This window comes from Algoriphagus yeomjeoni (genome assembly GCF_049821175.1).
Classification (GTDB): domain Bacteria; phylum Bacteroidota; class Bacteroidia; order Cytophagales; family Cyclobacteriaceae; genus Algoriphagus; species Algoriphagus yeomjeoni_A.
Genome location: NZ_CP187512.1, coordinates 3,633,799 through 3,646,671 on the forward strand (window position 1 = coordinate 3,633,799; position 12,873 = coordinate 3,646,671).

Genomic DNA, 12,873 nt, shown 5'->3' on the forward strand with positions numbered 1-12,873 from the left:
AATGCGTTTAATCTGGCCTGAAAGAGTTTTTGTTAACAAATCTAAAACGCCTATCGCTCTTCTGTTAAGGCCTTCTGCTCGCTTGGTCTTACTGCCTTTGGCTTAATCAATAATCTGAGACTCGGATCAAAGCTTAAGTAATTCCATGACCAATCGAGGAAAATGAATACTTTATTTTTCACTCCCAGAATGGCCATCAAATGCACAAAAAGCCATGTAAACCAAGCTAGTATTCCCTGAAACTTAATAAATGGTAAATCAACGACTGCTAGCTTTCGCCCGACGGTGGCCATTGATCCTAAGTCTTTGTATTTAAAAACTTTCTTCTCTTTACCTTCTTCTATTTTATGGAGATTATGAGCTAGGCAAACTGCCTGTTGAATAGCTACTTGTGCCACTTGCGGATGTCCTTTTGGATAACCCTCTTGAGTCATAAAACTTATATCGCCGAGTGCATAAACATTTGGACAACCTATTACCTCAGAAAAGTCATCAACAAAAATTCTTCCATTAGGAGCATAATTGTCAGCTTCTAATCCTCCTATACTATTTGGCTTAATACCAGCCGCCCAAAGTAAAGTCTGTGTTTGAATTACTTCTTTGTCGGCAAGCTCTACCTCGTTGCCGTCGTAGTTTTTTACCAACGTATTCAGCATCAGTTCCACACCTAAATTTTGCAGGTATTTCAAAGCACTTTCTTTAGACTCCTTAGACATGGAGCCAAGAAGTGCAGGCCCAGCTTCTATGAGTACAATCTTCATGTTGTGAAAATTGAGCTCTGGATAATCCTTAGGTAAAACAGTATTTCTCAAGTCCGCCATGGCGCCTGCTAGCTCTACACCTGTTGGACCACCGCCTACGATCACTACATTCATAAGAGATTTCCTGTCCTCAGACTTTTCAATATTAATGGCCCGTTCGTAATTTGAAATTATCTTATTCCGAATGTAAAGTGCCTCAGAAACAGTCTTCATCGGCGATGCCGATTCTTCAATGGATTTTGAGCCAAAATAATTGGTATCAGCACCCATAGCCAGTACCAGATAAGTGTAATCTATATAGCCAGCATCTGTATAGATTCGATTGATCTTCGAGTCAAAATGATCCACTTGCGCCATTCGAAAAATGACATTCTTTGATCCATGGAAAATCTTGCGAAGTGGGAAGGAAATAGCACTAGGCTCCAATCCAGCCGTAGCAACTTGATAAAATAGTGGCTGAAACTGGTGATAATTATGTTTATCCAATAAAATCACCTGAAACTGCTTGTTCTTTAATTTCATGGCAAGTTTAAGCCCTCCAAAGCCAGCACCTACAATTACTACTTTTGGTAATTCTGACTTTGGAATATTTGGGAGGGGTTGAGAAAGAAAATCCGGCATTGTAAAAGTGTTTTAATTGCTTACGATTTAGAAGCTATTTTGGGCAGATTTCTAAGTGGAAATTATCAATTTTTTGCCTAGAACTATTCATTTTTCAGCCTAAACGAAAAGAATTGCTAATTTTACCACCCTAATATTTATAACCATGGGAAGAGCATTTGAATTCAGAAAAGAGAGAAAATTCAAGCGTTGGGACAAAATGTCCAAAGTTTTTACGCGTCTAGGAAAAGAAATCGTAATGGCGGTGAAATCAGGAGGCCCTGACCCCGCATCAAATCCCAGACTTCGTACCATAATCCAAAATGCCAAGGGAGCTCAAATGCCCAAGGACAGAATAGAAGCTGCTATCAAGCGTGCTTCTAACAAGGATGAGAAAGATTACGAGGAAGTAGTATACGAAGGCTACGGTCCTTTTGGAATTGCTGTAGTGGTAGAAACCTCCACAGATAACATCAACAGAACTGTTGCGAACGTTAGAAGTTACTTCTCCAAAGCTGGAGGTTCATTGGGAACTTCCGGATCGGTAGTTTTTATGTTTGACAGAAAGGCAGTTTTCCGATTTGAAAAAGGGGAGTTTGACCTAGAAGAATTGGAGTTTGAATTGATTGATTTTGGCTTGGTGGATATTGATGAAAACGAAGGGGAAATCTTCGTTTACACTGAATTTGAAGATTTTGGCACCATGCAAAAAGCACTAGAAGAAAGAAATATAGAAGTTATCAGCGCGGACTTTCAGCGTTTTCCTTCCACAATGACTGAACTTGATGAAGAGCAGGAAGAGGTTATCAATAAGATGATCGAAAAAATGGAAGATGATGATGATGTAAACCAAATTTTCACAAACATGGCCTAGGCATCCGCCTAGGTTTTTTTATAATATGAATTTCCCTAAAAGAGAAAATTTTAAGATTTCCGAAAAGCTTTTAGTAATTGTTGGAAGTAAAAACCCAGTCAAAGTCGCTTGTACAGATTCTGCTTTTACCGAAGCATTCAACAGAGGTTTTGTTGTGAATGGAATCAATGCTTCTTCACAAGTATCAGATCAGCCCAGGGGTGATGAAGAAACCTATTTAGGCGCTAGAAATCGAGTAGTAAACGCCAAAAAAACTTTCCCTGAAGCTGATTATTGGGTGGGGATAGAAGGAGGAATAGCTGAGGATGAAGGAGGAATGTATGCCTTCGCTTGGATATACATAGAAGATAAGGCTGGGTTAAATGGCAAGGCAAAAACTGGAATATTTTATCTCCCTGAAGTTATTGCCAAACTCATTCACTCAGGAATGGAATTGGGTGAAGCTGATGACCATGTTTTTTCTCAAGAAAATTCAAAACAAAATGGAGGTTCTGTCGGGATCCTTACTCATGGCACTATTACTAGACAAACCTATTATAATCAAGCGATTATACTCGCTTTGATTCCTTTTATGAACAAGGAATTGTATTAGGATAAATGATTTCTGTAAATTTTTTACCTAAGGGCCTTTTAATCGAAAAAATTTTGACTATTATTGAATAATTGAAATTTAAAACTTTGATTTATCCAATAGAAGCGGAATATTCCAAATACTTCTAATAAATCAATACTAGTAGAAGTTGCTTAAATCACCCCTAAAATTAAGTAGCTATAGGCCTCTCAAAAGAGAGGTCTATTTTTTTAAATTCTTGAGAAAGTTATTCAAGGCTACTCTCCAATCTGGATCAGCGTCCCAAACAGGGCCAATATAGAGCTCTTCACGAACCAGAAGCTTGATGTAATATTTTACAACTATCCTGGAAGAAGATTCATCTGCTTTTGGTTCTAGCCCCATACTTTTCATCAAATCAGCTTCTCTGCCCTCCACTTTTACCAAAAGAAACTGGACTTTATCTTGAATCAATTCTGCTTCAGATTTTGCTTCGGTGAGCCATTCAATTTCATATGGATATTCCTGCTTGAGAACTTGCTCAATTCCGGCTTTTTGGGCCGCCTGCTCAGCCATGATAACTTCGGGTGACTTACCATACATATCGTATCTAAAGTAGCTAAGTATACCTGTTTCTGCCGATGAGCCTTCAATCGTAATACCTAACTTAAACACATCCAGGTTGAGCGGGTTTTGGGGAATAAATTTAAGGTTCGACGTCGTTTCTGTATTATTGATATTTAGAAACTCAGGTACTTCCAAGACAAGTATATTTTGTGTCGGCTGATTTTCACCTATCAAAGCGAACTGGCTTGTGGCAGCTCCTATATCAGCGGCTGTTATGCCATAAAGCGATTTAGTTGGAATTATATTTCTGTCACCAGAAAAAGGTCCAACATGAATACTCATTTGATTTTTCTGCCTGGTAACGAGAATAATATTTTTGACCAATCGCTGCTGAAAACTCATCGCATAATCTGCCTGAACAGCCTCAGAAAGTGCCACTTTTTCCAACTCGAAATATGCAATAGGATCGCCTCCTGCACTTACTAAAGAATTATGCACACTATCAGCCACTTCCTGCCAAGTCATTACTGGCCTTGCTGCCGGGTCTGTAGAGATAAAAACTATTGATTTACCATCAAAAAATGATTGCGGTAAGCTACCTTGAGCCGAAACTAGTTGGAGACTTACTAAAAGAATAAAAATAAGTGAGATATTATATTTCATATGTTTATAATTGCTATTCAGAGGTCATATGGAATTTTGCAGAGAGGTACTGAGAATCTCGGGACTACCCAGTGTGTTTTTCCTGCAGCCTGCCTATCCACAACAGGCAAGGTCGATTTCATAAATTCAGAGGTGTGATCTACTAAGCTTATTAATTTTACCAATATACATAACGCAAAATACTTTCCTTGATGCAACTCACAATCAAAAATTTAATAAGTTGTTTCGTATTTCTAGTAATTTTTCAAACACATGGGCAAAGCATTTCTTCAAAAAGCCTCATTGAAAACATCAAGTATTTATCATCTGATGAGCTAAAAGGACGAAAAACTGGCAGCGAAGGTAATGCTGAAGCTCGTTCTTTTATTCTTGATCAATTTAAAAGCATAGGACTTAAGACACAATACGCAGATTATCAGCAAAAATTCTCTTTTGAAAATAGGAGGGAAAACAAAACTATCGAAGACGCCATAAATATTGTGGGGTTTATAGCTGGAAGCGAATCCAAAAAATTGATTGTAATCACTGCGCATTATGATCACGTGGGGATAGGCAGACCCGATGCAGCAGGAGACTCCATTTATAATGGAGCTGACGACAATGCTTCAGGTACTGCCGCATTGATAGAATTAGCCAGGTATTTTAAAAAACATAGACCAGAGCACTCCATGATTTTCGCAGCATTGGATGGCGAAGAGATGGGTTTACAGGGTGCAAAGGCATTGCTTAAGGACTTCCCCTTTGAATTAGATCAAATACTTCTCAACATCAATATGGATATGATTTCCAGAAATGAGAAAGGAGAACTCTATGCTTCTGGAACATATTATTATCCCACCTTCAAAACCATCTTGGAAAGAGCATCCACTGGTAGCGTCCCAAAATTGATGTTTGGCCACGATGAACCTAACACTGGAAGAGATAACTGGACCCAATCTTCAGATCAGGGACCGTTTTTCAGTGCAAATGTTCCGCATATTTATTTCGGTGTGGAAGATCACCCTGACTACCATAAGCCAAGTGATTCTTTTGAAAATATAGACGAACAGTTTTATATCAATGCTGTCAACCTTATCTTGAAGTGTACAATAGCATTGGATGCGGAATTGCCCAAAGAGTAAGGCCGCTCCTTTTCATTGGTTTACTTCTTACTTACCTTAGACTTTTAAGCACGCAACTAACGCGATATTTTGGCTAAAACGGACTTTATCACCAGGCTTTTGATATGGAGGCTCAGACATATGAGCAACCAAACCTTTATCCTAATTCTCAGCGGGATTATAGGCATACTATCAGGTCTTGCCGCGGTGATTCTAAAGCAAGGTGTACATGCCATTCAGCATTTTCTTACAGAGGGATTTTATAAGGAATATGCTAATTTCCTTTATATCATTTATCCGCTTATAGGTATTTCGGCAGCATTTATATTAGGTAAGTATCTTTTCAGAGATTGGGGTGGACATGGAATCCCGGATATTCTTTTCAACATATCCAAAAAACAGAGCATTATCGCACGGGTAAAAACCTACAGCCGTGTAGTTACTTCAGCGATAACTGTTGGGTTTGGTGGATCTGTCGGTCTTGAAGCTCCTATGTTAGTTACAGGTTCGGCAATCGGATCCAATGTAGGGTCGCTTGTACACCTGAATGCAAAAAAGAGGACACTATTGATAGGCTGTGGTGCAGCTGCTGCAATATCTTCCATATTCGGGGCTCCGATTGGAGGAGTGATTTTCGTTATTGAAGTTATATTGATGGAAATCAGCACCGCTAGTTTTATTCCCCTGTTGATTGCATCTGTTACAGGTTCTTTAACTTCCATGGTTCTGATTGGTAAAGACTCCGTCTTTAATTTCAAATTGACGGAAAACTTTCAAGCTTCCCACATGCCTTACTATTTGCTATTGGGAATTTCCTGCGGTTTAGTTTCGCTGTATTTCAGTCAGGCAGTAAGAAAAACAGAATCTTTGATGGAGAGTTTGGATAGCCAAGCGTTGAGGATACTGTATGGCGGGGCAATATTGGGAATTATGGTTTTTTTCCTTCCTCCGATCTATGGAGAAGGGTACGACACGCTCAATACCCTAATTGATGGAAACTCAAGCCAATTACTAGAAAGAAGTCCGTTTTTCTCAATTATTGAAAATCCATACATCATCATTATTTTCTTAGCCTTCATCATCTTAGTGAAGCCAATTGCATCAGCAGTTACCCTTGGAGCTGGTGGGAGCGGGGGAATATTTGCGCCTTCATTATATGTAGGTGGAATTTTAGGTTTTCTTTTTGCCTACTCCAGTAACCTTTTTGATTTTACAATTCCATTGCCACTTGCTCACTTCACTTTAGTGGCTATGTGTGGAGTAATGGCTGGCGCCCAACATGCACCTCTTTCAGCCATATTCTTAATAGCTGAAATTACCGGAGGATATGAGTTATTTGTCCCATTGATGTTCGTTTCTGCTATATCTTATGTGACAAAGACAGCCTATCAGAAAGACAGCATCTACATGATACAACTGAAGGAAAAAGGAAGGTACCTGCCTGAGTCAAAGGATCAGGAGCTTCTAGAACTCATTACTATAACACATGTCATCGAGCGAGATTTACTGCCAATACATCCTGATTCAAAATTGAAGGATCTTATAAGCCTGGTGAAAATATCGAAGCGTAATATATTCCCTGTGGTAGATGAGTTTAAAGCGCTACGAGGAATAGTTACTTTAGATGATATTCGTGATATCATGTTTGATCGGGAGAAGCAAGAGAACCTCATGATAAAAGAGCTCATGCATAGTCCTCCTGAAATCCTATTGGCTACTGAGAATATGCAAAAAGCCATGGAAAAATTTGAATCGTCTGGAGCTTGGAACCTCCCTGTAATCGAAGACGGCAAGTATTTGGGCTTTGTTTCCAAGTCAAGAATTTTCAATGCATACCGCAAACGCCTCATCAAACAAAAGCAGGATTAACTGTATTAAGAATAATATTTGGGGGAGGCAATTATCCACTTTATTAGACCTTCGTTTTAAATGATTTTTTCAAGTTAGCCTTCTTTATCCACAAAATTACCTTTAAAACATGGCGTATAATTATCTGTTATACAAGGTATTAGTGGCGTCGTGTGAATAAGTGTGGATAAATTATCGAAAATGTGGATAAAAAATACTTGCTTTTTTTAAACCTCAAATAGAGCTCAAAAACAAGGATTTAAGGATTGAATATGTGCAATCTAGAAATGCAAAACTGAACCTTGAAAACGCCCGTTTTCGTTCAAATCAAAAAGATAATTTTGTGTACATCAAAGTTGTTCCTACTAGTTGAGAAAAACAGTACCAAAAAGAAAAGGGATTTGGTATCGGTCTTATTTTTACATCAAATAATCCTATTTTAATACTACAAATCCAACCTTTATATTCCCATACCAATCGGGGGAAGATTATTCATTTGCCGAAGAATCCAGGCTTGCCTCCCATAAATATACGGGGTTGGTTTAGCTGGTGACCATCTTCTTGGATTAGGAAGTACAGCAGCTATCAAGGCAGCCTGATTTCGAGTGAGTTTAGCCGCAGGTTTATTGAAAAATTCCTGAGAAGCAGCTTCAATACCGTAAATGCCATCTCCCATTTCTATCACATTGAGATAAACCTCCATGATGCGCTCCTTAGGCCAAATCAGCTCCACTAACACCGTGAAATATGCTTCCAGCCCTTTTCGTAGATAATTGCGCGATTGCCATAGGAAGACATTTTTAACTGTTTGTTGGGTAATGGTACTAGCTCCCTTCACCCGCTTTCCTTTCTTGTTGTTTTCCCATGCCTTTTCCATCGCTTCAATATCAAATCCATTATGATCAAGGAATTTCTGATCTTCTGAGGCATACACAGCTTGGGGTGCGTTCTTTGATATTTCACTAAAAGGAACCCAGTCTTTTCGAAGTCGAACCTCTTTATCAGAATCAAATGTCTGTTCAAAAAGTCTTATTACCATTAATGGCGTGATAGGTACAGGAACGAAACGGTAGAGAACTGTTAACCCCACGGATAAAATGAAAAACCACATAATAGTTTTCCAAATCAATCGCCATAGCCACTTAAAAACTTTCATAATTTCGATTTAAACTGTTGCACTTGCCTGTACAAAATGGTAGAAAAAGACAGCATCCTCATCCTGGGCAATAGCATCAAGATCATTCTCCATAGCCGAAACATCGTCTGCAGAAATCAACGCTGCTTCAATCAATCCAGAAGCTGCGCTTTTCATCAACTCTTTCCAGTATTGTGTAATCTTATGAAGATCGCCAGGATTTCGTTGATCTAAATGAAAACCCCCTCGAAATAGCTCAATTTTGTTGTAGCCAGCACTGTTCAGTAGATTTCCAAGATTAGCCCCAATATCTGGATTACCGCCTAAAGATACCTGAAGATCATTGTAGTTTTTATAGTATTTTGCCAAGCCAGGCAGCGGTGGATGAAAATAGAAACTAGCGTTAAAAACCTCTGTGAACCAGAGCTTAGTCTCAGGAAGAAGATAAGGCTTTATAGCTACCAAAACCTGAGATGCCTCAGGAATATGCTCCAGTGCCCAGCAAATGAATACTGAATCATAGTTCTCTTCCAACTGAAGGATCCTGGCATCTTGACAGACGAACTTTACCCTATCCCCAGCAAAAGCTAAATTCTGTCTGGCTCTATCAAGTTGACTTTGGGAGTAATCTACACAGGTAATCTCCAGTTCTGGAAATAGCCTTAACAAAACCTCAGTTTGTGCGCCAACTCCAGAACCTACTTCAAGAAGTTTTTTGCAGCCAGAAAAATCAACCCTAGGGTAAATCAAAGAACCAAGCACACCGGCTTGGTCCATCAGCCGCTGTTGCTCCTCAGGAATATATCCATGTAAATATGCACTCATCTCCTTGGGTATTTGCTCTCAAAATTATCAATAAAAGAACAAATACTTCACGTCAGTTTGGTGAAGGAACTGACTTCTTTTTAAGAATCACTGGCTCTGAAAGTTTTGAAGCAACACTTTCCATAAAATACTTAAGGTTTTCATATTCGCTTGCAGGAATAAGTGGGTTATTCACAACGAATTTGGCTGAAATTGTCAGACCATTATTAACTACAACAGGGGAATACACAAAAATTACATATTCTCCATTAATAGTATATCCAGCTTCTAGTGGGTAATCATCTAATTCATATCCTTCTGGAATAGTCACCACAGTATTATACGTTTCCGTAAAAGCGTATCCAAAATCAACAGGAAACATTCTGTACTCTTGGGAAAAAGGATTCTCAGAGAAAGAAGAAAATTTAAGTGGGCTAAATAGAATCATCTCTTGATCTCCCAACTCAGTAAACTTCGTGTCGAAATTTATTCCCAGCATGTCCTTCTCCTCTAAAGAATTATTGATTTTAAAGTTCTCAAAAACAACACCATCCTCCTCATCAAACAGCTTATCTAAGGACTCCTCTCTTTTTTCTATTCCAGCTATTTCTTTGGCTAAACTAAGACCTCTATATCGATAGTTTCGGTGAGAATTAGCCATCACGAGTTGACCCTCTTCATTTAGGCCAATTTGTCCAAAATATTGAGAATTAGAATTATGCTGAATGTCTATCGGGATAAGCTTACTTTGATCCTCTTGTAGGTACAGGCCTCCTTTCACGTGTTTATCCAGATCAACGTAACCAAAAGGCGCGTCAGATTGCGATAAATCCAGATATTGAGGCTTGCCATCGAGTACTGCTAATAACAATATTTCATCAAACTGATTAAGGAACGGGAACGGTACTAAATCGCTCCTTCCATAGCCTTTACTGCCAATTAGAACAGGCTCACAAGGAATTCCTTCTGACTTCAGAACTCCCATTAATGCCAGCATAAGTTCTCCAGGGGTGCCTACTTTGGACTTTAGTAATTGATTGAGATTTTGTTGAGGATAAATCCAGTCTTCTCCTTCCACTCTAAAGTTATTTCTCAAATAATAATACGCTTTCTGAGCTGTTTCCAGTTGTGTAGCACCCTTCAAATCAACGTCAAGGAATTCTTTTGCGATAGGATTATTTCTATAAAAACCCTTCTCCGTATAGTTAGAAATAACTTCGTCACCCAAAACCTCCCATGAATTGAGCACATCCTTCCACTGAATGCCCATATCCCCTGAAGTTTTATATTGAGCCAATTGAAATTCAATCCGGTCTATGTAGTCCCTATAATTCTTCATGAATGGTTCCTCTTTGAGCGAACGCAAATCCCTCAAAGTCCAAGTGTAAAAATCAAATTCGTGTGTTTTTTCCACACTACTGGCGAAATTTTGACCTTGTCCCATGGTTCTGTATTCCAGGTTAGGGTTCATTTTAATTCCATATTGACTGAAAAGAGTTGGAAGTCTATTTTGGAATGTCCAGCCGTCTATAAACGTGAGATTTTTGTCCACTTTCTTATATTGATACTCCATAATAGACCCTACTTGTACATTCGGAAAAGAAATTCTTAGCTCCTTATATCCACCATCGAGGTCTATTTCAAAAATACCATCCTTAGAAACTTTCACAGTTTCTGCCTTGCCGTTTGCAAAATTTGTTGTTTGGGCTTTCACACCTGAAATGTCCTCCATTCTTTGGTCTCCCGCATAATAGCGAATACGGATATCAGCGTTGTCCTTACCTGCTTCTGAAAGCACCTTTAATCGGATAAAATAGGTGGTTTCGATTAGCCCAGGTAAGAACTTAGAATTTCCATGAGACACTAATATAACAGCTGGTGCATCTGGTTCAAACGCTACCTCAGTCATAGAAATCTCGCTATCACTAAACTCTCCCAGTTTAGGTATTTGAGAATAGGTAATCCTCGAAATAAGGATCAAAATTAGGGTTAGTAATGTTTTATTCATTTCTGAGCGCAGCTGTGTTTTTGATAAAATAGAAGTTAGAAGAGCCTAGGGCATTAATTCGTTTAATAAGTTCCGATTTAGATTCATCGGTCATTTCCTCACTGATTGAGAGCTTCACTTCCCTTTTTACATGTAAGTTTTTACCATCTAGCGAGGCAGATAAAGTCACCGATATTCCATCCTCCTCAATCGATAAATTATCTGGAAGATTTTCTGCCTCCATCACCTCAGGAAGCTCAATTTCATATTCATCAATCTGACTAAGTGAGTTATTGACCAACATCTCATCGGTTACTTTTCCAAGAAATGATTTTAAAATCATTCGTTTAGCTGTATTCTGGACGAACTTTTGAATAAAACCATCATAGCTTACCTCTGCAAACAAAAGAGAATCCTTATGGTCAACAGCTAGCTCATATTGCTGGATAACTAATCCTGCAACGGGTGAATTTCGGTTGAAATAATCGCGCTGCTGTCGGGTATCGAGACGTTGCTTCACCGTAAGCATGTCTTCAGCGAAATTGCCATCAACTTTAAGCCTTGTTGCAATAGAAGCATCTCCATTATTATCAATTTTCACCTCATTTTTGCTGTGGATAGTATTCCAGTCGAGTGAATTGTACGAAGGTGTTTTAGTCAAATAACCTCCTTCTCCATCAATGACCAAAACGTGCCTATTTTTGGTAAAGTCCCCGAGAAACCCCGCTGGAAGAGAGTTAGAAGTGCATTCCAACCAAACTGGACTCTGCCCCTCCTTCATGGGCACCTGCAGGATCACATGGTTAAATTGAGTGGAAGGAAGATCTATCTCGATATCATCAGCATCCTTACCCGCTTGTACCAGGGTATAGTTGGAGCTGATCCCGACAGCCTTCAACATCGCTTGCATCAGATTTGTCAATCCCTTACAATCTCCATATGCATATTTCACCACATCTGAAGCTAGCATAGTTTGCCACCCACCAATTCCTAATTGGATACTGACGTAGCGGTAGTTTTTTTGCAGGTAGTCATAGAGAATCTGAATTTTCGCGTACTCACTCGAAGCATTTGTTACCATAGCTACAAGTTTGGCTTGGAAATCCTCCGGAAGCGCTTTTCGCTCTTCATTAAGCTTAAACTGCCATGCCGCAAGGCCAGACCAATCTTCCATCTTACCGACATAATCTCCCAAAGCAAAGCTGACAGGTGCCAACAATAACTTGTGATCATCCTCCTTCTTCAAACCTGGAGTTTGAACTGGAAGATCTTTTTCCACCCAGGTAATTTCAGTTTTATTGTCAACGGTCTTTTGAGTTCTCTCACCAAGCAAATTCACCGCTTTATATCGTAAGCCAATTTGCTCTGGATAAACCACAGTTAGCGTGGATTTCAACACCTTCTGGTTATAGCGATGTACTGGTACCCAATCTCTCAAATAGAAATTGGTGGAAGATTTAGTCTCTATAGTAATAGTAACCTGTATTGGGAACTTACTGCTATTTACCTCAAAATACTTATGCCGATTATCATCAAAAATGCTGCTGGTAGAATAGATAGCTGCATCAGTCATGTCCTTGGTCTTCGCCTTCTCTATAGTTTTACCGCTCAGCGGATCCGTAATTTCTATCTCAACATTTTCAATATCATTCAACTTATTGTAAAAAACTGAAGTAAAAGCATGGCTTAATCCATCAGGCGAAAAGATGGTAAACTTTCGCTCTATTTTGTAGGTAACTTCATAGGATTCTGAAATTTCTATTCGCTGATCCTCTGTAAGCAGGGAATAGATTGTGGGAACCTCTTTACTTGGAATTGTATCAACAGGAGCTTGAAAACCAAAGAGAAAACTGGTGACTAAACCCAATAGTAGCATGTGGAGTACGAATAAATTTGGTGCAAAATATACTTTTATGTTTGTAAAACTAAAGTTCTATTAAAATATAATTATAAGACTCTCAATGCCCGCTAGAAGCTTTATAAT

General features: G+C 39.0%; 10 protein-coding genes. 4 read left to right on the top strand and 6 right to left on the bottom strand.

The window, feature by feature from the left end; genetic code table 11:
• Positions 1–50: 50 nt before the first annotated feature.
• On the bottom strand, positions 51–1,382 hold the full coding sequence (locus ACPUEN_RS14585; protein ID WP_425636634.1) for an NAD(P)/FAD-dependent oxidoreductase: 1,332 nt from the start codon (positions 1,380–1,382) through the stop codon (positions 51–53).
• Positions 1,383–1,527: 145 nt separating this feature from the next.
• Here ACPUEN_RS14585 and ACPUEN_RS14590 point away from each other — a divergent pair, with 145 nt between their 5' ends.
• Complete coding sequence (locus ACPUEN_RS14590; RefSeq protein ID WP_425636635.1) at positions 1,528–2,235, top strand: YebC/PmpR family DNA-binding transcriptional regulator; 708 nt, start codon at positions 1,528–1,530, stop codon at positions 2,233–2,235.
• Positions 2,236–2,260: 25 nt separating this feature from the next.
• Positions 2,261–2,827, top strand: a complete 567-nt coding sequence (yjjX, locus tag ACPUEN_RS14595; protein WP_425636636.1) for an inosine/xanthosine triphosphatase — start codon at positions 2,261–2,263, stop codon at positions 2,825–2,827.
• A gap of 201 nt (positions 2,828–3,028) precedes the next feature.
• On the opposite strand, the gene ACPUEN_RS14600 is transcribed toward yjjX, so the two are convergent.
• The gene (locus tag ACPUEN_RS14600; RefSeq protein ID WP_425636638.1) at positions 3,029–4,015 is read right to left on the bottom strand and encodes an NTPase; all 987 of its coding nucleotides are present in this window, start codon (positions 4,013–4,015) and stop codon (positions 3,029–3,031) included.
• Between the two features lie 191 nt (positions 4,016–4,206).
• On the opposite strand from ACPUEN_RS14600, the gene ACPUEN_RS14605 reads away from it, so the two are divergent.
• Together ACPUEN_RS14605 and ACPUEN_RS14610 are read left to right on the top strand one after the other, a co-directional pair.
• On the top strand, positions 4,207–5,136 hold the full coding sequence (locus ACPUEN_RS14605; protein ID WP_425636640.1) for a M28 family peptidase: 930 nt from the start codon (positions 4,207–4,209) through the stop codon (positions 5,134–5,136).
• A gap of 120 nt (positions 5,137–5,256) precedes the next feature.
• Complete coding sequence (locus ACPUEN_RS14610; RefSeq protein WP_245946961.1) at positions 5,257–6,984, top strand: chloride channel protein; 1,728 nt, start codon at positions 5,257–5,259, stop codon at positions 6,982–6,984.
• A gap of 439 nt (positions 6,985–7,423) precedes the next feature.
• Here the strand turns inward: ACPUEN_RS14610 and mtgA are convergent, their stop codons facing one another.
• The 4 genes from mtgA to ACPUEN_RS14630 are packed head-to-tail and all read right to left on the bottom strand — an operon-like array spanning position 7,424 to position 12,765.
• Positions 7,424–8,119: a monofunctional biosynthetic peptidoglycan transglycosylase gene (mtgA, locus tag ACPUEN_RS14615; protein ID WP_425636641.1), complete on the bottom strand. Its 696-nt coding sequence runs from the start codon at positions 8,117–8,119 to the stop codon at positions 7,424–7,426.
• A gap of 9 nt (positions 8,120–8,128) precedes the next feature.
• Positions 8,129–8,923, bottom strand: coding sequence for a class I SAM-dependent methyltransferase (locus ACPUEN_RS14620; protein ID WP_425636642.1), 795 nt, complete (start codon positions 8,921–8,923; stop codon positions 8,129–8,131).
• A gap of 52 nt (positions 8,924–8,975) precedes the next feature.
• On the bottom strand, positions 8,976–10,910 hold the full coding sequence (locus ACPUEN_RS14625) for a DUF3857 domain-containing protein (RefSeq protein ID WP_425636643.1): 1,935 nt from the start codon (positions 10,908–10,910) through the stop codon (positions 8,976–8,978).
• The gene (locus ACPUEN_RS14630; RefSeq protein ID WP_425636644.1) at positions 10,903–12,765 is read right to left on the bottom strand and encodes a DUF3857 domain-containing protein; all 1,863 of its coding nucleotides are present in this window, start codon (positions 12,763–12,765) and stop codon (positions 10,903–10,905) included. Before ACPUEN_RS14630 ends, ACPUEN_RS14625 begins: the two co-directional genes overlap by 8 nt.
• Positions 12,766–12,873 lie beyond the last annotated feature (108 nt).